25 protein-coding genes, 1 pseudogene and 1 riboswitch are annotated in these 22,081 nt (G+C 32.0%); of the genes and pseudogenes, 13 read left to right on the top strand and 13 right to left on the bottom strand.

The features are described 5' to 3' along the window. Positions 1 to 92 precede the first annotated feature (92 nt). Positions 93 to 721, top strand: a pseudogene (locus IDG45_RS12555) (ImmA/IrrE family metallo-endopeptidase). Positions 722 to 918: 197 nt separating this feature from the next. Here IDG45_RS12555 and IDG45_RS12550 read toward each other — a convergent pair. The 5 genes from IDG45_RS12550 to IDG45_RS12530 form a co-directional block, all read right to left on the bottom strand. Further along, the gene (locus IDG45_RS12550; protein ID WP_000414223.1) at positions 919 to 1,491 is read right to left on the bottom strand and encodes an SAV1803-related protein; all 573 of its coding nucleotides are present in this window, start codon (positions 1,489 to 1,491) and stop codon (positions 919 to 921) included. A 100-nt stretch (positions 1,492 to 1,591) separates the two neighbouring features. Then, positions 1,592 to 1,933 carry a DUF3969 family protein gene (locus tag IDG45_RS12545; protein ID WP_000627546.1) on the bottom strand — a complete coding sequence of 114 codons (342 nt, stop codon included), beginning with the start codon at positions 1,931 to 1,933 and terminating at the stop codon, positions 1,592 to 1,594. Between the two features lie 40 nt (positions 1,934 to 1,973). Beyond that, entirely contained in the window at positions 1,974 to 2,600 is a 627-nt protein-coding gene (locus IDG45_RS12540; RefSeq protein WP_000669043.1) for a hypothetical protein, read from the bottom strand. 74 nt (positions 2,601 to 2,674) lie between these two features. After that, positions 2,675 to 3,670, bottom strand: a complete 996-nt coding sequence (locus IDG45_RS12535) for a DUF4352 domain-containing protein (protein ID WP_000070657.1) — start codon at positions 3,668 to 3,670, stop codon at positions 2,675 to 2,677. Positions 3,671 to 3,751: 81 nt separating this feature from the next. Next, complete coding sequence (locus IDG45_RS12530; RefSeq protein ID WP_072357764.1) at positions 3,752 to 4,402, bottom strand: excalibur calcium-binding domain-containing protein; 651 nt, start codon at positions 4,400 to 4,402, stop codon at positions 3,752 to 3,754. A gap of 302 nt (positions 4,403 to 4,704) precedes the next feature. Here IDG45_RS12530 and IDG45_RS12525 point away from each other — a divergent pair, with 302 nt between their 5' ends. The 3 genes from IDG45_RS12525 (at position 4,705) to menC (ending at position 7,803) form a co-directional block, all read left to right on the top strand. After that, positions 4,705 to 5,160: a DUF4909 domain-containing protein gene (locus IDG45_RS12525; protein WP_072357839.1), complete on the top strand. Its 456-nt coding sequence runs from the start codon at positions 4,705 to 4,707 to the stop codon at positions 5,158 to 5,160. A gap of 158 nt (positions 5,161 to 5,318) precedes the next feature. Continuing rightward, a complete protein-coding gene (gene menE, locus IDG45_RS12520) occupies positions 5,319 to 6,797 on the top strand; it encodes an o-succinylbenzoate--CoA ligase (protein WP_000348367.1) in 1,479 nt (492 codons plus the stop codon). Between the two features lie 4 nt (positions 6,798 to 6,801). After that, positions 6,802 to 7,803, top strand: coding sequence for an o-succinylbenzoate synthase (gene menC, locus IDG45_RS12515; RefSeq protein WP_000778513.1), 1,002 nt, complete (start codon positions 6,802 to 6,804; stop codon positions 7,801 to 7,803). Here menC and yidD read toward each other — a convergent pair. Then, positions 7,800 to 8,057: a membrane protein insertion efficiency factor YidD gene (yidD, locus tag IDG45_RS12510; protein ID WP_000718107.1), complete on the bottom strand. Its 258-nt coding sequence runs from the start codon at positions 8,055 to 8,057 to the stop codon at positions 7,800 to 7,802. The two genes, menC and yidD, sit on opposite strands and share 4 nt — an antisense overlap. A 65-nt stretch (positions 8,058 to 8,122) precedes the next feature. Here yidD and ytkD point away from each other — a divergent pair, with 65 nt between their 5' ends. Continuing rightward, positions 8,123 to 8,596, top strand: a complete 474-nt coding sequence (gene ytkD / locus IDG45_RS12505) for an RNA deprotection pyrophosphohydrolase (protein WP_000672018.1) — start codon at positions 8,123 to 8,125, stop codon at positions 8,594 to 8,596. A 4-nt stretch (positions 8,597 to 8,600) separates the two neighbouring features. Beyond that, the gene (locus IDG45_RS12500) at positions 8,601 to 9,347 is read left to right on the top strand and encodes an alpha/beta hydrolase family protein (RefSeq protein ID WP_072357842.1); all 747 of its coding nucleotides are present in this window, start codon (positions 8,601 to 8,603) and stop codon (positions 9,345 to 9,347) included. 294 nt (positions 9,348 to 9,641) lie between these two features. Here the strand turns inward: IDG45_RS12500 and pckA are convergent, their stop codons facing one another. Further along, positions 9,642 to 11,234 (bottom strand): phosphoenolpyruvate carboxykinase (ATP), encoded by a 1,593-nt coding sequence (gene pckA, locus IDG45_RS12495; protein WP_000109907.1) that lies wholly within the window; start codon positions 11,232 to 11,234, stop codon positions 9,642 to 9,644. A gap of 154 nt (positions 11,235 to 11,388) precedes the next feature. After that, positions 11,389 to 11,500: riboswitch (SAM riboswitch) on the top strand. Positions 11,501 to 11,605: 105 nt separating this feature from the next. Between pckA and metK the strand changes: the two genes are divergently transcribed. The 3 genes from metK (at position 11,606) to IDG45_RS12480 (ending at position 14,877) form a co-directional block, all read left to right on the top strand. Continuing rightward, positions 11,606 to 12,799 (top strand): methionine adenosyltransferase, encoded by a 1,194-nt coding sequence (gene metK, locus IDG45_RS12490; RefSeq protein ID WP_070015833.1) that lies wholly within the window; start codon positions 11,606 to 11,608, stop codon positions 12,797 to 12,799. A 124-nt stretch (positions 12,800 to 12,923) separates the two neighbouring features. Further along, a complete protein-coding gene (locus IDG45_RS12485; RefSeq protein ID WP_000366163.1) occupies positions 12,924 to 13,832 on the top strand; it encodes a nuclease-related domain-containing protein in 909 nt (302 codons plus the stop codon). Positions 13,833 to 14,043: 211 nt separating this feature from the next. Beyond that, positions 14,044 to 14,877, top strand: a complete 834-nt coding sequence (locus IDG45_RS12480) for an aldo/keto reductase (protein WP_000453315.1) — start codon at positions 14,044 to 14,046, stop codon at positions 14,875 to 14,877. A gap of 249 nt (positions 14,878 to 15,126) precedes the next feature. On the opposite strand, the gene IDG45_RS12475 is transcribed toward IDG45_RS12480, so the two are convergent. From IDG45_RS12475 to IDG45_RS12465, 3 genes are all read right to left on the bottom strand, one after another. Next, entirely contained in the window at positions 15,127 to 15,480 is a 354-nt protein-coding gene (locus IDG45_RS12475; protein ID WP_000623473.1) for a fluoride efflux transporter FluC, read from the bottom strand. Beyond that, positions 15,477 to 15,842 (bottom strand): fluoride efflux transporter CrcB, encoded by a 366-nt coding sequence (gene crcB, locus IDG45_RS12470; protein WP_001200550.1) that lies wholly within the window; start codon positions 15,840 to 15,842, stop codon positions 15,477 to 15,479. The genes IDG45_RS12475 and crcB overlap by 4 nt, the downstream gene beginning before the upstream one ends. A 255-nt stretch (positions 15,843 to 16,097) precedes the next feature. Further along, positions 16,098 to 16,400 (bottom strand): hypothetical protein, encoded by a 303-nt coding sequence (locus tag IDG45_RS12465; protein ID WP_000091445.1) that lies wholly within the window; start codon positions 16,398 to 16,400, stop codon positions 16,098 to 16,100. Between the two features lie 257 nt (positions 16,401 to 16,657). On the opposite strand from IDG45_RS12465, the gene IDG45_RS12460 reads away from it, so the two are divergent. Further along, positions 16,658 to 17,371 carry a transaldolase gene (locus tag IDG45_RS12460; protein WP_001096494.1) on the top strand — a complete coding sequence of 238 codons (714 nt, stop codon included), beginning with the start codon at positions 16,658 to 16,660 and terminating at the stop codon, positions 17,369 to 17,371. 436 nt (positions 17,372 to 17,807) lie between these two features. On the opposite strand, the gene sdpA is transcribed toward IDG45_RS12460, so the two are convergent. Beyond that, positions 17,808 to 18,443, bottom strand: coding sequence for a CPBP family intramembrane glutamic endopeptidase SdpA (gene sdpA, locus IDG45_RS12455; RefSeq protein ID WP_001168909.1), 636 nt, complete (start codon positions 18,441 to 18,443; stop codon positions 17,808 to 17,810). Between the two features lie 297 nt (positions 18,444 to 18,740). Between sdpA and IDG45_RS12450 the strand changes: the two genes are divergently transcribed. Continuing rightward, the gene (locus IDG45_RS12450) at positions 18,741 to 19,184 is read left to right on the top strand and encodes a hypothetical protein (protein ID WP_001030469.1); all 444 of its coding nucleotides are present in this window, start codon (positions 18,741 to 18,743) and stop codon (positions 19,182 to 19,184) included. Here IDG45_RS12450 and IDG45_RS12445 read toward each other — a convergent pair. Next, positions 19,171 to 19,614, bottom strand: coding sequence for a competence protein ComK (locus tag IDG45_RS12445; protein WP_206171642.1), 444 nt, complete (start codon positions 19,612 to 19,614; stop codon positions 19,171 to 19,173). The two genes, IDG45_RS12450 and IDG45_RS12445, sit on opposite strands and share 14 nt — an antisense overlap. A 112-nt stretch (positions 19,615 to 19,726) precedes the next feature. After that, entirely contained in the window at positions 19,727 to 20,197 is a 471-nt protein-coding gene (gene sigS / locus IDG45_RS12440; RefSeq protein WP_000671048.1) for an RNA polymerase sigma factor SigS, read from the bottom strand. A 198-nt stretch (positions 20,198 to 20,395) separates the two neighbouring features. On the opposite strand from sigS, the gene IDG45_RS12435 reads away from it, so the two are divergent. Beyond that, positions 20,396 to 20,620, top strand: a complete 225-nt coding sequence (locus IDG45_RS12435) for a hypothetical protein (RefSeq protein ID WP_000384171.1) — start codon at positions 20,396 to 20,398, stop codon at positions 20,618 to 20,620. Between the two features lie 275 nt (positions 20,621 to 20,895). Continuing rightward, positions 20,896 to 21,750: a peptidoglycan release complex glucosaminidase SagB gene (gene sagB, locus IDG45_RS12430; protein ID WP_001032833.1), complete on the top strand. Its 855-nt coding sequence runs from the start codon at positions 20,896 to 20,898 to the stop codon at positions 21,748 to 21,750. Positions 21,751 to 22,081 lie beyond the last annotated feature (331 nt).

Here is a 22,081-nt window from a genome sequence, read left to right as displayed (position 1 = left end):
AAAATATTATAATAAATTTATAAAAAATGACATTTTATTTTGAAATCATGTCCCTCTGTTACATTTAGTAGTGGAGGGATTTTATTTTAATAATGTTTACACCTATAGTTTTAAATTTATTAAATGATGTAGGTTCGATTTTTTAGTTAGGGAGGGGAATCAATTGAAAGTTATTGAGAAAGTTCATTATGAAGATATTTTAGAACCAGAAATAGTTCAATTAATTCAGTCATTAGTTAAGGACAAAATGGATCAACTTTTTATTACTTCTGAACATTTTGCTATTGACATAGACAAGCTATTATTTCAACTTAATTTAAAAGTTAAATATATTAAAATGAAAGATAATACTTCGGGTTATTTAAGTGGAAGAACGATTTATATTAATAATAATTACTCAATTAATAATACTAGATTTGCAATAGCTCGTGAACTCGGCCGTTATTTATACAAATATAAAGATAACAATGATAATAGTCTAAAGAATTTACATGAAATGATTTATGAAAGCAACGTAAATCAGTTTTCAGTCGACTTACTTATGCCTAAAAAGCAAATAGAGGCATTAGTCTATAATTTTTATGAAGTCAATAATATCAATTTAAGTTCTGGTTTATCTGAAAAAGAACGAAACAAACTATTAAATCTTATATCAACTAAGTTGGAAATTTCGAAAGTAGCTGCTGGATTAAGGCTGTATAATTTAGGAATACATATTTGATAAATATTGTGAAAATCTAGTCGATTTATTAAAACCAAAAGAAAACTAATACAATTCAAGACCATGCAAACTCATTTATAAACATTGTCTGTTTATAGATAGGTATGCGTGGTCTATTTTTATAAAATATATTTAATTACAGGTTTAAACATCTATAACAAAATCTCAACAGCAAAAAATAAATCTCCATTAATCATTTATCTAGACTCAAGGAAATCATATATTTCTATTCCTTTTAACATATCGTCAATTTTAATGAGTAATTTCTCTACTAATATTCCAGGCAGATAGGCACGTGCTTTGGTGGATTGCATCCATGCTGGTTTTGGATTATATTCGCCAATGTACCAATCAATGACTGTTGGTTTGATCATTTGACATAATCCAGCCACACCAAATTGGCCATTGGATTCTTTTGTAATAATTGCATGTAAAATTAAATGCTCGATTAAATCGCAGTAAACTAAGTTTTCTTTCTTTTGATAGTTGTATGAGTACTTAAATTCGGAAATGAATCTTAGGTCAGATAAGTTTTGGAATTTGTCCTCGCTTATGTGATGACAATATAATCCTTCGCTAGCTCTAGTGTATTTTCCTTTTGTAATACTTTTGATTTCTCCATTTAAAAATCGCGTGTATGATTTTTCCTTATAATAGTCATCGGTTACAGCGCCATATTTATTTAAAAGGTATGCTACAGCTTGCGAGTAAGTAGCGTCTAATAATTGACTATATTCATTATATTTAGCTGTATATTCGTTTTTCTCCATTTCAATAAACCTCTTTTCAAACTTTATAAAATGAAATACTTGTAACTTAGAAATAATAAAATCAATACCCACTTAGTTACGTTCGACTTTTATATGTCTATTACTTTTGCATAATGCGCCAATTGACTAATATTTTGTCATTGAATTCTACATTTTTGTATTGTTTTAATAGTTCTTCAGTTCTTTGTAAACAGACTGTAACTGTATCATCAATTGATAAATTAAATGCTGCAAAGTCTTCTAACTCTGTCCCTTTGTGAATTAAATCGATAATGTCTGGTTTCACACCTAGGGAAGAGAGTGTTTCCATCATATAAGGTGTAAAGAGCGTATGCTCTGCATTGTCGATTGAAATAATACCGAGTTTAAGTTGATTAAAAAGACCATGCATAGTCATTAAGGTGTATTTTTCAAGTTGTTGTATATTCTCAAATGTTATCATAGCGGTTCTCCTAAAAATTATGATTAATCAAAGTATACCCTTATTTAACTTTAGTTTCTGCTGAATTATTTACACGGTTATCGTGTTTTTCTTCTTTATTAACAGCATTTTTATCGTTTTTATCATCGACATTTTGATTTGGTGTGTCATTTTGAATGGCTTTGTTATTGTCAATATCATGATGTTGAATGTCTTCCGACTCATTATCCATTTCAGCTTGATCATTCATACCTGGATTATATTTAGGGCTTCTCTTTTTAAATGCTTCAAATTCTTCTTTATCTTTTTCTGACATATCATCAAAAATATTAATAATCGTACCATTGTGTCGATTAACAATAGCGCAACGTTTTAAAGGTGTACCAACTGCATCGCGGACTAAATGTTCAACATAATATTCATGTTCATTACTTCGTTCAAGATTTGTTTTAAAATTTAATGTTTGATATTCATTAACACCTCTTGCTTTGTAATCGTTTCGAACGATATCTTCGGCTTCTTGTGGTGTCATTTGCTTTTCTGTATTTGACTGTGTAGTGTTGTCAGTTTGTTGCGTCTTTTTATTAGTGTCATTTGATTTACTACTATTTTCTTTATGTTGATTAGCACCACAGGCGGTTAATAGTGACAATGATAATGTGATTGCAACGATAGCTTTGAATTTCATTTTTTATGTCCTTGATTTGATTATGTATAATTAATTTTTCCGTAAAAGAAGGGTAGCCGAGCTACCCTGAAATTTTATTCTGTTGAAGCGTCGTACATGCTATCTTCATTGTGAATATTTTGGCTAGGTGGTGCTTCACTAGTGGTAGGTTTGCTATGGGGCATGGGCTCTACAGGAGCAGTTTCCTCATTAGATTCACTTTTTCCTACACTAGATTTATCACTTTTAGACGCATTCTGATTATCCTCATCTTTACTTGACTTTTCGCTATCTTCAGAATCAGTATCCGCACTAGAAGTTTTAGCAGGTGTAGTAGCCGAAGCTTCATAATTTACATTATCGCTATTTGAACTCGCAGCAGTTACTTCTGTATCTTGCTTGTCTTTTTTAGCTTTTGATGTTTTTTTAGCATCGGATAAATCAAATGTAATCTTCTTGACGCTAAATAAACTAGAAATAACTTCTAATTTTTTATCTTTTGCGTTGGCTATGTTTTCTGACACATCGAAAACAATTTTACCTTGAGCAGTGCTATCAGGATTTATACGCTGTAAGAAAAATGAATTTTCTATACTACCATTGTCACTTTGATTAGCAGACATTGAACCTGTATTATCTGCTTCAAATGTTTTATCACCGGATTTAAGCTTAAACATTGAACTATCAATTGTTAATGCTTCTTTACCTTTGTTTTTAATCGTCACATCAGCAACGACAAATATACCTTTAGCGTTTGTTGGTGCAAGAGATGGTCCTACAGATTTCATAGTTTCCACTGAATTTACAGTGACTTCAAGGTCGCCATTTTTAACAGTTTCACCGATTTTATGGGTTTTGTTCGTTTCTTTAGAACTATTTCCGCCAAGGTTACCTGTAATACCAGCTGTACAAGCTGAAATACCGATGATAATTAAAATAAATAATACTAGACAACCACCACAGCCCCAGAACCATCCTTTTTTAGATTTCTTTTGTCCGTATTGCTGGTTCTGTTGGTTTTGTTGATTTTGGAAAGCTTGGAATTGTTCCCATTGTCTTCGCTCTTCTTCGCTTTTGAATTGATTGCTCATGCCTAAAAAAATCTCCCTCATTATTTACTATGTGATTAGTGCATAAAGCTAAATACAATTTGAATTCAATTCGCTTGTTGTTTAATATTTATCAGGTTCACATGCACGTTTATCTTTATCTCTATCTAAATGTGGTCGATATGCTGGATGATCGGCAGTGACACCATTCGGATATACTTGTCTAAGTTGCTTACAATTAGCAAATGATTGTTGCTTGTTTGTTTCAGTTGATGGTGAAGTCTTAGGCTGAGTGGATTGATGATGGTCACTTGGTTGTTGCTTTTCATTTAAATCATCTTTCAAGTCATCTTGTGATTCTTCTTCTGCAACGTTTGGTGTGTTAATTTCATCATCTGATTGATCTGTTGTTGTTATTTCATCAATTTCATGTTGATTATTTTCAGTATTTTCATTTGCGGGTACTTCTTCGGTTGATTGTAAATCCTTATCTGTTTCTGATTCTGATTTTTCTTCAGGCATATTTTCACTTTTATCTTCGTCTTTTTGAGTTAATTGCGTTTTTGATGATTGATTACTAGTGGAATTGTCTTTATTACTAAACATCATTGAACAGGCTGATAATAAGATAATTAATAAAATAAAAGAAATAAGGCAACCGCCGCATCCTTTTAACATGCCACGTCTTTCAGAATTTTTAGCAGATTGGTTTTGATTCTTGTTGTTCTCTGTATTCAAAGGTAAATCTCCTCTATATTTATATGTTATTTTCATGATTTACTACATAAAACCTGGATGCATTTAAGAGGGAGTTATTAAGTGTAAAACGCTTTCACTATATCACATAATCATATTTTACCAAATTAGTAGTAGAAATACTTTAATTTTTTTCAAAACTTTAAAAATATTTTTGGGTTGTAGAAGTGTTAATTTAATAATTGTAAAGTTGTATTGCAACTCAAAATGACACGAACATGACAACATAATTTAATAAAATAATAATTTCTATTTGCTATAATATATTGTATTTATTTTTAGAGGTGTTGCTTTTGAAAAAGTTTTTAAAATTCAAGGGGATGAAAATATGTTTAATGCTATATCTACTGATTTTTTTAAGTAGTTGTGGCACAAATAATAAAATAGTAGGCCAACGATTTGAAATACAACAACATAATGAAACAATAGGTAGTATTTACTTTTCAGCAGACTATGCACATATAAGAGGCATAGAAAAAGGCACTGTAAAATATTTTGTAGACAAAGTAGGCAGCAAACGTTACTTATTTATTGAATATATTCCGGATAATGTATTGAATTGCAAGCCGGACTTTTGGAAAACGTTAAAATATAAAAAGGACAAGATAACATATTATGTATATCTCATTGAAAATTTAGATGATGAAGTATTCCATTTAAGTGCATTACAAGACATGAATCGTATACCAATTGACATTGCAGATGATGTGGCAACAATGGGTAAATCACCACATCAGAATGATAGAATGACACTAAAATTAAATAAAAATAACTGATAATAGTAGACGAATGATATAACGATATGTATTGAGCATTTTAACAATCATATCAATGAATCAATTCGTCTACTTTTTTATATTTTTAAACATAACCACTGCTAGAATGTCATAAAATCGTTATAATTATAATGTAAATGATTTTGGAGGAATAGCGCATGGACTTTTGGTTATATAAACAAGCACAACAAAATGGACATCATATTGCGATAACAGACGGTCAAGAATCTTATACTTATCAAAATTTATACTGTGAAGCGAGTCTATTGGCTAAAAGACTCAAGGCTTATCAACAATCTCGTGTCGGGCTATACATAGATAATTCGATTCAATCGATCATTTTAATACATGCTTGTTGGTTGGCAAATATTGAAATTGCGATGATTAATACAAGGTTGACACCTAATGAGATGACGAATCAGATGAGGTCAATCGATGTACAATTGATTTTTTGTACCTTGCCACTGGAATTGCGAGGGTTTCAAATTGTATCGTTGGATGATATTGAATTCGCTGGAACAGATATTACAATGAACGGTTTGTTGGACAAGACAATGGATATCCAATATGATACATCGAATGAAACTGTGGTGCCGAAAGATTCGCCGCCCAACATATTAAATACATCATTTAATTTAGATGACATTGCATCGATTATGTTTACATCAGGGACAACTGGCCCTCAAAAAGCGGTGCCACAAACGTTTCGTAATCATTATGCCAGTGCAATCGGATGTAAAGAGAACTTGGGATTTGATCATGATACTAATTGGCTATCTGTCTTGCCGATTTATCATATTTCGGGTCTCAGTGTACTTTTAAGAGCTGCTATTGAAGGGTTTACTGTGCGCATTGTTGATAAATTCAATGCCGAACAAATTTTAACGATGATAAAAAATGAACGCATCACACACATTTCGCTTGTGCCACAAACTTTAAATTGGCTAATGCAACAAGGTTTACATGAACCTTATGATTTACAAAAAATATTACTTGGCGGTGCTAAATTATCTGCCACTATGATAGAGACGGCATTACAATATAACCTGCCAATTTATAATTCATTTGGTATGACTGAGACATGTTCACAATTTTTAACAGCAACACCGGAAATGTTGCATGCACGTCCTGACACTGTAGGGATGCCAAGTGCCAATGTTGACGTAAAAATTAAAAATCCTAATAAAGAAGGTCATGGAGAATTAATGATTAAAGGCGCCAATGTGATGAATGGATATTTGTATCCAACAGATTTAACGGGTACGTTTGAAAATGGTTATTTTAATACGGGTGACATTGCTGAAATAGATCATGAAGGTTATGTCATGATTTATGACCGACGTAAAGATTTAATTATTAGTGGCGGTGAAAATATTTATCCATATCAAATTGAAACGGTAACGAAGCAATTTCCAGGTATCATTGACGCAGTATGTGTAGGGCATCCTGATGATACTTGGGGACAAGTACCTAAATTATATTTTGTCAGTGAAAGTAACATTTCAAAGGCACAATTGATTGCATATTTATCACAACATTTAGCGAAATATAAAGTACCGAAACACTTTGAAAAGGTTGATACTTTACCTTATACATCAACAGGTAAATTACAAAGAAATAAGTTGTATAGAGGATGATTTGATGAAGTTGACAGCTTTGCATTTTTATAAATATAGTGAGCCATTTAAGTCACAAATTGTAACACCGAAAGTCACTTTAACGCATCGTGATTGTTTGTTTATCGAATTGATTGATGATAAAGGAAATGCATATTTCGGGGAATGTAACGCTTTTCAAACAGATTGGTATGATCATGAAACAATTGCTTCAGTAAAACATGCGATTGAGCAATGGTTCGAAGATAATAGAAATAAATCATTTGAAACGTATGAAGCAGCACTTAAATTAGTAGATTCATTGGAAAATACGCCTGCTGCAAGGGCAACTATTGTCATGGCATTGTATCAAATGTTTCATGTACTGCCTTCATTTTCAGTAGCATATGGAGCGACAGCGAGCGGCTTATCAAATAAACAACTAGAGTCATTGAAAGCAACAAAGCCGACCAGAATTAAATTAAAATGGACACCTCAAATCATGCATCAAATTAGAGTGTTACGGGAATTAGACTTCCACTTTCAATTGGTTATAGATGCAAATGAGTCCTTGGATCGTCAAGATTTCACACAGTTACAGTTATTAGCGCGTGAACATATTCTTTATATCGAAGAGCCATTTAAAGATATCTCCATGCTTGATGAAGTAGTGGATGGAACAATACCTCCAATAGCCCTTGATGAAAAGGCGACATCACTATCGGACATAATTAATTTGATAGAATTATACAATGTGAAAGTTGTTGTATTAAAACCATTTCGTCTAGGTGGCATTGATAAAGTGCAAACGGCAATTGATACTTTGAAAAGTCATGGTGTAAAAGTGGTTATTGGCGGCATGTACGAATATGGTTTAAGCCGTTATTTTACAGCGATGCTTGCTCGTAAAGGTGATTATCCAGGAGATGTTACACCAGCAGGTTATTATTTTGAACAAGATGTGGTGGCGTATTCAGGCATATTAAAAGAGGGGCGACTTGAATTTCGCCCCCCTTTAGTAGATATAACTCAATTACAACCATATTAATGGTTATGTTTATGTGAATGCTTGCTTGCTGACTTGTCTTTTTTTAACGGAACAGGGTCAAAGCCACCTTTATGAAGCGGATGACATTTTAAAATACGACGGATGCCTAAATAAAGGCCCTTGAAAGCACCGTGGTATTGAATCGCTTCTCTAGTGTACTCTGAACATGTTGGATAAAAACGACAAGTTGGTGGAGTGAGTGGCGAAATGAAACGTTGATAAAAATGAATCATCGCCAAGAATATCTTTTTCATAATTAATGCCTCCAACGATAGTAATTAACTATTATATTAACATACAATGTAGGGATGTGATGCGCGTGAAGTTTAGGGATAAAGATAATCGTCAAGTTAATTTGACATTTAAAAAGAATAATGAGATAGCAGATGGCAATCATGTGCTAGCTATTCCAACGTTTAAAAATCAATTGCTTTTTACCAAACATAATTTACGGGGTATTGAATTTCCTGGTGGTAAAAGGGAACGCGGGGAAAGTAGTGCTGAAGCAGTTACCCGTGAATTATATGAAGAAACAGGCGCCAAAGTTAAAAATATTCATTACATAGCACAATATAGCATTGAAACACATGATCAAACTGATTTTGTAAAAGATGTATATTTTATCGAAGTTGAATCATTGGTAAGCAAGAACGATTATTTAGAAACAGCAGGGCCAGTGTTGTTTAACTGTATCAATGATATTGAACTCGCACAACGGAGTTTCTTACTGCAAGATAGTACCATTTTAAAATGCGTAGAGAGGGTGCAATCACTTGGATTTTATCAAACGTAAACGAATGCCAATTGAATCTTTTACGCATCAATTCGAAGAAATTACATATTTGTCAGATGACTTACAAGTAAAAGCTTTAATGATGACACCACATCATGAAGTAAAACGCATTGTAGTATATTTGCGAGGTGGCAAAGGCCAAGTAGGACGTGTGCGTGCAGGTAGATTAATGCAATTTTCAGATAGTCAAACTTTAGTGATTGGGCCATACTACCGAGGTAACAATGGGAGTGAAGGTAAAGACGAATTTTATCGTGGCGATTTAAATGATGTGACGCAACTATTAAGGTTGCTACATGATAAATATCCGCAAGCTTTTATTCATATGGTTGGTTTTTCAAGAGGTGGACTACAAGGGTTATTGACGTTTCAAGACTTACCTGTAAATAGTTATATCATCTGGGGTGGAGTCTCAGATATTGATTTGATGTATGAAGAGCGCGTTGATTTAAGAGGGATGTTACGTAGAATGATTGGTCATCCGAAAAAAGATCGAGCAGCATATGAGGCACGCCAAGCGATTCCAAACATTAATGAAAACAGTCCACCAATATTAATTGTACATGGAGGGAAAGACCAGCAAGTTGGTATTCATCATGCGTATTATTTAGCGGACCAACTAGAGTTAAAAGGGGCCACGCATGAAACATTTTATCAAATGGCAGAAGGACATGTGCCAAGACCTCCAGCGATGGTTGAAACATTGGCTTATATTAAAGAGTTTATGAACCAAGTTGAGTCGCATAGCTAGTATGATACGTGGTGTGCGCATGGGAACTATCAATCTTTGAAGATGTGTGATATACGTTGAATGAGGAATCGGTATTTAATGCAAAGTGGGGCAACATGCATAGCGTAAGGGATCGGTACTTTATGTGAAGACGTGCTGCTTCCATTGAATGAGTGATGCGAGTTTGGCATGAAGGTCACCTTAAATGTGCATTGTTGTAATAAAATTGCCTATAAATTTTTTACCAATTAAAATAAGAGGAGCCAACCATTGTTAAAATATAACAACGGTTGGCTCTTTAATTAGTATTCAAATTTATTTGTTGAAGCTACCTTTTTTGGCAATATGTTCAACTTTTTCACCAAATTTTTCGAAGTTCTTTTCAAAACGTTGAATTAAATCTTCTGCTTGTGCTTTATATTTCTCTTTGTCGCTCCAAGCATTAATTGGATTTAAAATTGTTTTCGGTACATCTTCAATTTCTACAGGAATACTTAAACCAAACGTACTATCTTTTGTATATTCTGCATTTTTCAATTTGCCAGAAATCGCTTGGTTTACCATTTGACGTGTGTAATGTAAGCTGATTCTACGTCCTACACCATATTTTCCGCCAGTCCATCCAGTATTAACAAGATAAACATCAACATCATGTAAATCGATAAGTTCACCTAATAAATCAGCGTAAACAGTAGGGTGTAACGGGAAGAACGGTGCGCCGAAACATGTTGAGAATGATGGTTCAGGTTCTGTCACACCACGCTCTGTACCAGCTAATTTAGAAGTGAAACCACTCAAGAAATGATACATTGCTTGGTCTTTATTTAACTTTGAAATCGGTGGAATAACACCAAATGCATCCGCAGTTAAGAAAATAATTGTATTTGGATGTGCTGCTTTTGATGGTACTACAATATTGTCAATGTGATTAATTGGATAAGCGGCACGCGTGTTTTCTGTATAACGATTGTCTTCAAAGTCCACTGAACCATCTTCTGCAACTACAGTGTTCTCTAGGATTGCACCATATTTGATTGCGTCAAAAATCTGTGGTTCTTTTTCTTTGGAAAGATTAATTGCTTTTGCATAGCAGCCACCTTCGATATTAAAGACCCCGTTTTTATTCCAGCCGTGTTCATCATCACCGATTAGTTTACGGTGTGGGTCAGCCGATAAGGTTGTTTTACCAGTGCCAGATAGACCAAAGAATAATGCAACATCGCCTTTTTCACCAACGTTTGCTGAGCAATGCATGCTCATAATATCTTGCATCGGTAAGAGATAATTCATTACAGAGAAGATACCTTTTTTCATTTCACCAGCGTATTCAGTACCGCCGATTAAAATGACTTTGTGTTTAAATGAAATAATGACAAAAGTTTCAGATTTAGTACCATCAACTTCTGGATCTGCTTTAAAATGTGGGGCAGAAACGATAGTGAAGTTAGGTTTAATCTTTGTAGCTTCTTCTTTTGATTCAGGTCTAATAAACATATTTTTAGCAAATAAATTATGCCATGCTAATTCATTGATGACTGTAAGTTTTAACATTGTATCTTTATCGCTACCAGCGTAGCCTTTAAATACGTATAATTCATCTTTTTTATCTAAATAGTCTAGTACTTTATGGTATAACTTCAAGAAAGTTTCTTCATCGATAGGTTGATTAATTTCTCCCCAGTCAATGTTATCTCTATATGAAGGTTCAGAGACAAAAAATTTGTCTTTAGGTGAACGACCAGTATATTTTCCAGTACTTGCATTAACAGCACCAAGTTCTGTTAATACCCCTTCGTTATTGTCTAAGATTTTATTATAAAGTTGTGTCGTCGAAAGTTGAAAATGTGACGTTGGTTTTTTCAGTAATTTGTCAATTTTAGTTGTTTCAGTGTATGTGTCTACTGACATCCTAAATCCCTCCAAAGCGATAATTTAAATGTAAGCCTTTACATTTAATTAGTATAACACATTAACATAATTAATCTACAATATTTTACTGTAAATTTATTTGTGAAAAATTGACATTAATTCATTAATTAGGTACTATTATTTTTAACGGATTCTCTTATCCTGAGTGGTGGAGGGACATGGACCCAATGAAACCCAGCAACCTCTTTTTTTATAAAAGAAAGGTGCCAAACCGTTTGCAGACAAATAGGTCTGAACGATAAGAGCGAATGGACGTATTAGGCCTTCTCTCTATATTAATAGTTAGAAGGTCTTTTTTATTTAGCTCACAGAGAGAGAATTTTCGTAATATAAATTTAAAGGAGCAAACTATGTTAAATAACAAACGATTATTTACTTCAGAGTCTGTTACAGAAGGACACCCAGATAAAATCGCTGACCAAGTGTCAGATGCAATATTAGATGCTATTTTAAAAGACGACCCAAATGCACGTGTAGCTTGTGAAACAACTGTTACAACAGGTATGGCATTGATTGCCGGCGAAATTTCTACAACAACATATGTTGATATTCCGAAAGTTGTTAGAGAAACAATCAAAGAAATTGGATACACAAGAGCAAAATATGGCTATGATTATGAAACAATGGCAATTTTAACTGCGATTGATGAACAATCACCTGACATTGCACAAGGCGTGGATAAAGCATTAGAGTATCGTGATAAAGATAGCGAAGAAGAAATTGAAGCAACAGGTGCAGGTGACCAAGGTTTAATGTTTGGTTACGCAACGAATGAAACAGAAACGTATATGCCTCTAGCAATTTATTTATCACATCAATTGGCAAAACGTTTATCAGATGTGCGTAAAGATGGTACGTTAAATTATTTACGACCAGACGGTAAAGTTCAGGTCACTGTTGAATATGATGAAAATGATAACCCTGTACGTATTGATACGATTGTCGTATCAACACAACATGCTGAGGATGTGACACTTGAACAAATTCAAGAAGACATTAAAGCTCATGTCATTTATCCAACTGTTCCAGAAAACTTGATTAATGAACAAACTAAAATCTACATCAATCCTACAGGACGCTTTGTAATTGGTGGGCCTCAAGGTGATGCAGGATTAACAGGACGTAAAATCATTGTTGATACGTACGGTGGCTATGCACGTCATGGTGGCGGATGCTTCAGTGGTAAAGATCCTACAAAAGTAGACCGTTCAGCTGCATATGCTGCACGTTATGTGGCTAAAAATATTGTTGCAGCAGGTTTAGCAGATCAATGTGAAGTACAATTGGCATATGCGATTGGTGTTGCAGAACCAGTGTCAATTGCAATTGATACATTTGGAACAGGTAAAGTTTCTGAAGGACAACTTGTCGAAGCAGTTAGAAAACACTTTGACCTAAGACCTGCAGGTATTATTAAAATGCTTGATTTGAAACAACCGATTTACAAACAAACTGCTGCTTATGGTCATTTTGGACGTACAGATGTCTTATTCCCATGGGAAAAATTAGACAAAGTGGAAGAATTAAAAGACGCAGTAAAATAATAAGATGAATTGAATATAGCTAAATAAAAGATTTTCGGTATATAAATGATAATATGTATCGAAAATCTTTAGCTTTTCTATTATAATTAAAGTTATTCATATATTAAAAAGGAGCGTTGTTGTGATGGATTTATCTTCACCGGTAGTCATTGGACTCATTATTGCAGTAGTCATTGCATTAATCTTTTTTGTCCTTTTCTTAGTTGCCTTAGGTAGTAAGAAAAAAGTTAAGCGACAAACAGAAGAAAAGTATGAACAACAAGAACAAAACATTAAAAAGTCTCATGAAGAAGCTTTAGAGAAAGAGCGTATTCAAAATAAAAAGACAATTACAAAACAACAAGAAGATTATAATCACATGGTTAGTACAAAAGATCGTGAGATTGACGCATTAAAATTGTTCTCGAAAAATCATAGTGAATATGTAACGGACATGAGATTAATTGGTATTCGTGAAAGATTAGTTAAAGAAAAACGAATTCGACCAGAAGATATGCACATTATGGCAAATATCTTTTTACCAAAGGATGGCTTTAATAATATTGAACGAATTAGTCATTTAGTATTAACAAGAACTGGTCTTTATATTATTGATTCTCAATTGTTAAAAGGTCATGTTTATAATGGTATTAGTGGCGGTCAATTTAAAGATTTACCACCTATGGAACAAGTATTTGATACATTGGATTTAGATAAATCTAGACCGCAAACTATTGTGATGGATCAAAATGATGACAAACGTTCATTATCATTTGTAAATTATTCAGATCAAATTGAGGCGATTAAACAATTGGCTGAAGACTTACAAAAAGAATTAGGTGCCAAATATACACCGACTTCAATTTTATATTTTAATCCTAAAAATGAAGGCGATGTAACGATTTCAAATTATAATCAAAATAGTGCTGTCAAAGTGCTTGTTGGTGCTGAACAATTAGACGAGTTCTTTAACAAATTTGTATTCCATGGTCGTATTCAATACAACGTGGAAGACTTACAACAAATGATGGATAAAATTGAATCATTCAATTAAATGTTAGGCTGAAGTGATGACTATATGTTGTTACTTCGGCTTTTTTAGTTTGTCATAAATTAAACAGAATTACTTTTACAATTTGATTAATATTTGAGAGATATTACTAGAATTATAGTGGTTGATTGCTCTAAGTGTTTTTTCTCATGTATTCAACTCAGATTTGTTATGATAACAGGGTATAATACATCAAAAAGGTGAGGCGATATTTATGGAGGTTAAAACATTTTATAATGGAAACACGATGCCACAAATTGGTTTAGGGACATTTCGTGTGGAAAATGATGAAAATTGCATGGAAAGTGTTAAGTATGCCATTGAACAAGGATATCGTAGTATTGATACCGCAAAAGTTTATGGGAATGAAGAACAAGTAGGTGCTGGCATTCGTGCCGGATTGGAATCAACTGGTATTGCTAGAGAAGACTTATTTATTACTTCAAAATTATATTTTGAGGATTTTGGTCGTGAAAATGTAGCAGCTGCCTACGAAGCTAGTTTATCTAGATTAGGTTTAAAATACTTAGATTTGTATCTAGTACATTGGCCAGGTACGAACGAAGCCGTAATGGTTGATACATGGAAAGGTATGGAAGATTTATATAAAAATAATAAAGTTAAAAATATAGGTGTCAGCAATTTTGAACCTGAACATTTGGAAGCTTTGTTGGCACAAGTGTCAATTAAACCTGTAATTAATCAGGTTGAATATCATCCATATTTAACGCAACATAAATTGAAATTATATTTGGCAGCACAACATATCGTGATGGAATCTTGGTCACCATTGATGAATGCACAAATTTTAAATGATGAGACAATTAAAGACATTGCTCAAGAATTAGGAAAGTCACCTGCCCAAGTTGTTTTAAGATGGAATGTGCAACATGGTGTGGTTACAATCCCTAAATCGGTGACACCAAACAGAATCTCTGAAAACTTCCAAATATTTGATTTCGAATTATCAGATGAACAAATGACGCGAATTGATGGTTTAAATCAAGATAGGAGAATTGGACCTGATCCAAAAACTTTTGAAGGCTAGGAAACAAATCGGTGAATTTTTGACATGGTCAGATAAATTGTCAACGTTAGGTAATAGACATATTGCTTAACGTTTTATTTTCGACTAGTTTGGAGAATTTATTGATATTCACATTATTTAAACGGCAACAAAGATTGTTTTATTTTGATAGGCATTATATGGTGCTAAAAAATTTGCATGAAAATTAAAAAATGCTTCGTTCAGGAAGGTGTCGTAATTTACCTATTTGCTGAATGAAGCATTTTATTTTTAAATATGATAGCCAATATAACAAGCTATAAATCCAATGATGAATTGTAAAAGTGAATAATTGAGAAAAAGCTTAATATCAAATTTTGGTGTCATCATTAATGTAAGTTCCTTGGCTAATGTTGAGAAAGTTGTTAAGCCACCTAAAAAAACGGTAACAAAGAACGCAGGGAACCATGAGATTGAAATTGATAGGCCTATAGTTAATCCAATTAAAAAACTACCAACTAGATTTACTATCAATGTTGCGATAGGTAACTTTGAAGTAAATTTATGATTAAAATAATCAGTAATGGCACTTCTAGCAATTGCACCAAAACCGCCGCCAATCATGACTAAAATGATTGATATCATGATAAACCACCACCTAGTTTTATACCGACGTAACATAACAAAATACCAAAGACATAACTTGTTATAGCATATAGTAGTAAAGTTATAAATTGTTGATGATCAAACATATGTATTAATTCTAATTGAAATGTTGAAAAAGTCGTTAAAGCACCAAGAAAACCAGTCGTAATAGCTTTTTTTAGGGTCGGATGGTTTGAAAAAAATGCAATTGTTAAGGCTGTTAGCAATCCCATTACAAAGGCACCAGTCAAATTGGCTACCAGTGTTCCGATTGGAAAACCTCCGTCAGTATTCAGAAAAGAAATGAGGTAACGTAATAAAGCGCCTAAAGCACCACCGATAAAAATATATACATATTGCATTTGTCTCACCTCGAAAAGAAGTAGTTTGAATTTAAAAAAGAGGTTTTGGCAACGCGACGACAAAAATTGTCGATGCATTATCAAACCTCATTATATGTTATATCTTGTTGTATAACTATAGCGATTAGATGTATAGTTATGATTTCGAAAATCTAATATTTTTTATACGCAACAACGTCATCAAATTGAATTACTTATTATGGCGTGATACATTGTATTGTTTTGTATTAAGGCCACATTGACATTTAATCTTTTTTAAATAAAGCCGAATGTACGAACAATTGAAAAGATATGTACTAAAATAACGATTAGAATAATCCATGGCAAACTTTTACTCGCAATTCTAATCCAATCTGCATCAGGCTTTAGTGATTTAATTGAACGATCTGCAAAAATTATAGACAAAATTAGTACAATGGAGTTAATAACACTGCAGAAAAGTATTAATTTAATAAAAGAATTAAAAAGTCCGCTTAGGAAAACGTTATTTGTATTAAAGAAAAAGCTTAAAATAATCATTAAGCTAGATAAGTAAAAGTATTTTTTTGAACGAGACATGCTAGACCTCCTGGATGGTTATCATTTACATATCGTATCATAAACAATCATAAAACAATAGTTTAATTACCTTGTTGACACAATGTTGCTAAAGTCATTTTTAAAAAATATAGGCAAAAAATTAGCTATATATTATAAAAGCGTGATATAAATGTTTTATATAACAAAGAAATAAAAATCATTTTTTACAAATGGTTGTAAGAAAAAGACATGCAGATGTTGTTAAATTTTAATAAGAATCAAGGAGGCTATATTATATGGCTAAACTAAATGTAGAAGTATTTGCGGACGGTGCAGATATTGAAGAAATGAAAGCAGCTTATAAAAACAAACAAGTGGATGGTTTTACAACAAATCCTAGTTTAATGGCGAAAGCGGGCGTAACAGATTACAAAGCTTTTGCTGAAGAAGCTGTGAAAGAAATTCCAGATGCTTCAATTTCATTTGAAGTATTTGCAGACGATTTAGAAACTATGGAAAAAGAAGCAGCAATTTTAAAACAATATGGCGAAAATGTATTTGTTAAAATTCCTATTGTAAATACAAAAGGTGAATCAACGATTCCTTTAATTAAAAAACTTTCAGCTGACAATGTGAGATTAAACGTTACGGCTGTTTACACAATTGAACAAGTTAAAGAAATAACTGAAGCAGTAACTGAAGGTGTGCCAACATATGTTTCAGTATTTGCAGGACGTATTGCAGATACAGGCGTAGATCCATTACCATTAATGAAAGAGGCTGTAAAAGTTACGCATAGTAAAGACGGCGTTAAATTATTATGGGCAAGTTGCCGCGAATTATTCAATGTGATTCAAGCTGATGAAATTGGTGCAGATATTATTACATGCCCAGCAGATGTTGTGAAAAAAGTGAATACAAACTTAGGTCGCGATATTAACGAATTATCAGTAGATACAGTTAAAGGCTTTGCGAAAGATATTCAATCTTCAGGTCTTTCTATTCTATAATATATAAATATATTTAAACCCTCATAGGCATTGTGCTTATGGGGGTTTTCCATCATAGTTATTAATGAAGTTGAAGTCAAAATTCAGCTAAGTAAAAGCTCGAGTTATAAAAAGTCTAAATTGATTCAACAGAAGTAGTAAAGGAAATTAGTCTCGCGTATTTTAGAAAATGAATAAAAACAATTACTATATGCAACTCAAGAATAAAATATTATTTAAGCCACATACCTATAGAGTACAAAATATACAAGTTGTACTTATATATAGGTATGTGACTTTTGATTTTAAGCGTAAAGTAAAAGTTGTTATGTTTGTATTAGTTCTAAATTATTTTGCACTTGATGACATGTATTTTTGAGTTTAAGTGGTGACTCAAGTTCAATAAAATAAATATTAGATAGATAATTTGAAAATAATATGAAAGGTTATCTCAAAATTATCCCCATATTATAAAGAGCAGAGCTAATAAGTTATTTAAGAAGTGCATGAATATTACCACTTCTAATCGTTTTGTTTTTATATAAATTAGGCCAAAAATCAAACCAGAATATAAGTAAGGTAAATAACCAATCCAAGTGTCAGATTCGTGTAATGATGCAAAAACTAAACTAGACACAAGTAACCCTAAAAACAAGTGTTTTCTGAATATAACCCTTATTATCATACCGCGAAAAACAATTTCTTCCACAATAGCGGGGATGATGGTAACAGTGAAAATAGAAATATAGAATGGTGTATTTCGTATTTCATGCTCTAATTGTTGTTCATTTGCCGGTACGTCATGAAAATATAAATAAAGATTATCTAACCCATAAATTAATAGTGCACCACCTATAATATAAATAACTTGATACAATGTTAATTTTTTAAAAGAGAATAAATTGATTTTGAATAGCCTCAATAGAATTAAACCTACTAATACAATCAGCATGCTATAAAGTAAATGTACTTCACTGACAACTATGCCGATAAATAAAATGATAGTAATAAAAAATGCTGCCATTAAAGTTAAAAAATAATTTCCTCGTGTAACCGATAAATCATCGTAAAAAAAGTCTTTGAATTTTTGCATGCTAAATCCTTTCTTTTCATTTTTTAAAATTAATTTTGAATGCAATATGGTTAAGGCTAGATTCATTATATATGAAACATTTATACGATTAAAATTTATCATTGTACTTAGCTAAAAAGCATTAGTTTGAAAAAATTAGCAGACTGTATTTTAGCGTCAAATCACCATTAATGAAATTGTAATATGGATTTTTGTAGATTTGATACATATATTTCTGTAAAATATATAAAATACACTTTCAATTGACGCTAATGTTTAAAATTACGTCAATATTATAAAGGAGAGAAATCCTTAATTATGAATAAAGCATCATTTGATAAAAAAGTTAAAAAGCAATTATGGTTTTTGAACAAGAAGGAGAAACAAGCATTAGATCAACGATTGTCTTCTATATCTGATGATGACAGCGTTAACTTAAATAAGCCTGTTACCTTTGCTAATGCTTACTTAAGACAAAATGTATTTCGAAATAAAGAAACAAAAAGTTATAGTATGTTTGTTACATTAGTAGTGATGATGTTTGCTTATGTTGCTTTATTAGGCTTGTTTTTATTTGGCCTAATTACAAGTCTATCTGGCGTACAATTTTTCGTTAGTCCTAAGGTAGATTTATCAACAACTGTTGTTATTTTAACAATTATTGGAGCGATTTTATTAATGATTGTTAGCATATATTTTATAAAAATTGTGACATCATACTTTACTAAGAAACTTTTAGAAATTAAATTTAATTCGAAATAGTATTTTCAATGAAGTGCTTCAAAGCTAAATTTTCATGACATTTTTTTGAAACTAGAGAAAATGGCTCATCAACTTCTAGCTGAATGCCTTCTTGAAAATGTATTAATGTTGAATTCTCTATGGCAGTCATACCCACAATATAATGTGCATTGATATAAATTTGTATCGGTGCACGTTTATGTTTTAACGGAAAAAGTATAGTTTTTGCGTTGATGTAAATGGGAACCAGTTTATTAATATTTAGTATGTTTTTTGCAGTCTCAATTAGCACACTTTGTGATGATAAATGCAATTTCGCATAATATGAAACGAGTTTGTTAATTGGAACTTTAAGAATGTAATCACAATGTAAAAAGACACAATTTGTTTCGAGATGGTTTGAAGTAGCAGTTTGGATATAAAGTAGATATTTAGTAGAATTGTCTTGCAAATATATTACTCCTCGTATAATAAGTTGTTAATTTAATGGTTAAGATAAAATTATATGAAGATGTTAGGGTGTTTCAACATCATTAACACATCGACCGAAATTTCACAATAAACTAATTAAAATTTTGTTGGCATTTACGCTTAACGGATGTCTTAATTAATTTAATCGATGAAAGCGATAATGACATGATTTCAGCAATTTCAAATTGCTTGTATCCTTCAAGGTATAGTTTGAGCCATAGTCTTTCTCTATGATTTAAAAGCTTGAAGATATCTTGTAAACGAAGGTCATGTTCATTAAAGTATGTTGGTTGTTCAGTTAATGTTGGTGAATTATTCTCACATAAAATGACATCTTTTAATTGATTTTGTTGTCTGAATAAATCGATAAGGTAAAAATTTAATCGAGTGAATAAAAAAGAGGATAAAGATTGCTTGCTTGAGGGTTTATATATCTGACTCAATTGCCACATTTTTATCAAGAGTAGTTGATAATACTCATCATAATTATAGCTAATATTATATTTTTTTAAAAGATGGTGTATGATTTTGTGGTGTTTGTTGTATACGTCATTAAATTTCAAGTAGTCATTCTCCAAGTTATACGTATAACAAATATTTCCGGATAAAGTTAGAATAAAATATTTAGAAAAATCATTCATTTGCGTAATCGCTAAATTAAGTGTTAAATATAAGACATAAGTAATTAATTTAATGTGATATGATGTATTATTACTTTGCTAAATAGTAGATAGAACAAAATTTGTAATCGGGAGGTAACAATGGATTACGCACATTTAAATTTAGAACATTTTTTTGCACGAAACGACGATTTAGATGTTATTAGAGATCGTGCTGATTTCGTGATGATAAATAACTTCACTAATGAAATGATGTATCGTGATGGTCAAATTGAAGGTACGATTGATTTAAATCAGTACTATTATAAAAATAGATCAAATGCAGCAAGTTTTATTATGATGGATTATAAAAAAGAAACTAAGTAAACGAACAAGAGAATTTTTTGTTTTTTAATACGTGAATAATAAGATTATTGATATAAAGGTTTTCAAAGGTTATACAAAAAGATAAAACATTTATGATTCGTAGATCAACGTAAAGTAATGTTGATAAATCGTTTAAAACGTTTCATTTACATTACTGTTTATTTATGAATATGTAACAATGCATAGATAAAATTGTTAAACGGTTTTAATAATGTTAAACTTTATTATCGTAGTCAAACTGAATGTATAACAACAATGACCTAAGAGGTGTGGATATGAATAAACACAAGAAAGGTTCTATTTTTGGAATAATAGGACTTGTTGTCATATTTGCTGTTGTCTCATTTTTATTTTTCTCAATGATATCCGATCAGATATTTTTCAAACATGTTAAATCAGACATTAAGATTGAAAAGTTAAATGTTACATTAAACGATGCAGCAAAGAAACAAATAAATAATTATACGAGTCAACAGGTATCAAATAAAAAGAATGATGCATGGAGAGATGCATCTGCAACTGAAATTAAAAGTGCAATGGATAGCGGTACTTTTATCGATAATGAAAAGCAAAAATATCAATTTTTAGATTTATCAAAGTATCAAGGGATTGATAAAAATAGAATTAAACGTATGTTAGTAGATAGACCAACGTTATTGAAACATACGGATGATTTCTTAAAAGCTGCTAAAGATAAGCACGTTAACGAAGTTTATTTAATTTCACATGCATTATTAGAAACTGGCGCAGTTAAAAGTGAATTAGCTAATGGAGTCGAAATTGATGGCAAAAAATACTACAATTTCTATGGAGTAGGAGCCCTTGATAAAGACCCAATTAAAACAGGTGCAGAATATGCTAAAAAGCATGGTTGGGATACACCTGAAAAAGCTATTTCAGGCGGTGCTGATTTCATTCATAAGCACTTCTTATCAAGCACAGATCAAAATACATTGTATAGTATGAGATGGAATCCAAAAAATCCAGGAGAACATCAATATGCTACTGATATTAAGTGGGCAGAAAGTAATGCAACAATTATCGCTGACTTTTATAAGAACATGAAGACTGAAGGAAAATACTTCAAATACTTTGTGTATAAAGATGACAGTAAACATTTGAATAAGTAATTTGATAAGCTATGAGTTGTTTTTTTGACTGGGACATACTAAAAAGACGCTTTCTATCTTGTTTTGATAGAAAGCGTCTTTTTATATTAAAGAGAGATATTGATTGATAATTCCGCCAATGCAAGTTGGCGGGGCCCCAACATAGAGAAATTGGAACACCAATTTCTACAGGCAATACAAGTTGGGGCAGGACATCAATAAAGAAGGTTCTCCACCAAATGTGGTGGGTATATAATTTAAAGAACTATTTTAAATTACAACTTTTAGAGTTTTTATTATTAGGCGGCCAGTCCATTATTGGGCTTGGTTGTCTTCTTTTTTTCTCCTTTGT

Origin of the sequence: Staphylococcus sp. EG-SA-10, from assembly GCF_017151945.1 — a bacterium.
GTDB lineage: Bacteria > Bacillota > Bacilli > Staphylococcales > Staphylococcaceae > Staphylococcus > Staphylococcus aureus.
This window is presented reverse-complemented; position numbering and strand designations above follow the sequence as displayed.

Bases quoted from the DNA above. Each gene is read 5' to 3' on its own strand.
- IDG45_RS12550 (WP_000414223.1), bottom strand. From the start codon at position 1,491: ATGGAGAAAAACGAATATACAGCTAAATATAATGAATATAGTCAATTA.
- IDG45_RS12545 (WP_000627546.1), bottom strand. From the start codon at position 1,933: ATGATAACATTTGAGAATATACAACAACTTGAAAAATACACCTTAATG.
- IDG45_RS12540 (WP_000669043.1), bottom strand. From the start codon at position 2,600: ATGAAATTCAAAGCTATCGTTGCAATCACATTATCATTGTCACTATTA.
- IDG45_RS12535 (WP_000070657.1), bottom strand. From the start codon at position 3,670: ATGAGCAATCAATTCAAAAGCGAAGAAGAGCGAAGACAATGGGAACAA.
- IDG45_RS12530 (WP_072357764.1), bottom strand. From the start codon at position 4,402: ATGAAAATAACATATAAATATAGAGGAGATTTACCTTTGAATACAGAG.
- IDG45_RS12525 (WP_072357839.1), top strand. From the start codon at position 4,705: ATGAAAATATGTTTAATGCTATATCTACTGATTTTTTTAAGTAGTTGT.
- menE (WP_000348367.1), top strand. From the start codon at position 5,319: ATGGACTTTTGGTTATATAAACAAGCACAACAAAATGGACATCATATT.
- menC (WP_000778513.1), top strand. From the start codon at position 6,802: ATGAAGTTGACAGCTTTGCATTTTTATAAATATAGTGAGCCATTTAAG.
- yidD (WP_000718107.1), bottom strand. From the start codon at position 8,057: ATGAAAAAGATATTCTTGGCGATGATTCATTTTTATCAACGTTTCATT.
- IDG45_RS12500 (WP_072357842.1), top strand. From the start codon at position 8,601: ATGCCAATTGAATCTTTTACGCATCAATTCGAAGAAATTACATATTTG.
- pckA (WP_000109907.1), bottom strand. From the start codon at position 11,234: ATGTCAGTAGACACATACACTGAAACAACTAAAATTGACAAATTACTG.
- metK (WP_070015833.1), top strand. From the start codon at position 11,606: ATGTTAAATAACAAACGATTATTTACTTCAGAGTCTGTTACAGAAGGA.
- IDG45_RS12485 (WP_000366163.1), top strand. From the start codon at position 12,924: ATGGATTTATCTTCACCGGTAGTCATTGGACTCATTATTGCAGTAGTC.
- IDG45_RS12480 (WP_000453315.1), top strand. From the start codon at position 14,044: ATGGAGGTTAAAACATTTTATAATGGAAACACGATGCCACAAATTGGT.
- IDG45_RS12475 (WP_000623473.1), bottom strand. From the start codon at position 15,480: ATGATATCAATCATTTTAGTCATGATTGGCGGCGGTTTTGGTGCAATT.
- crcB (WP_001200550.1), bottom strand. From the start codon at position 15,842: ATGCAATATGTATATATTTTTATCGGTGGTGCTTTAGGCGCTTTATTA.
- IDG45_RS12465 (WP_000091445.1), bottom strand. From the start codon at position 16,400: ATGTCTCGTTCAAAAAAATACTTTTACTTATCTAGCTTAATGATTATT.
- IDG45_RS12460 (WP_001096494.1), top strand. From the start codon at position 16,658: ATGGCTAAACTAAATGTAGAAGTATTTGCGGACGGTGCAGATATTGAA.
- sdpA (WP_001168909.1), bottom strand. From the start codon at position 18,443: ATGCAAAAATTCAAAGACTTTTTTTACGATGATTTATCGGTTACACGA.
- IDG45_RS12450 (WP_001030469.1), top strand. From the start codon at position 18,741: ATGAATAAAGCATCATTTGATAAAAAAGTTAAAAAGCAATTATGGTTT.
- IDG45_RS12435 (WP_000384171.1), top strand. From the start codon at position 20,396: ATGGATTACGCACATTTAAATTTAGAACATTTTTTTGCACGAAACGAC.
- sagB (WP_001032833.1), top strand. From the start codon at position 20,896: ATGAATAAACACAAGAAAGGTTCTATTTTTGGAATAATAGGACTTGTT.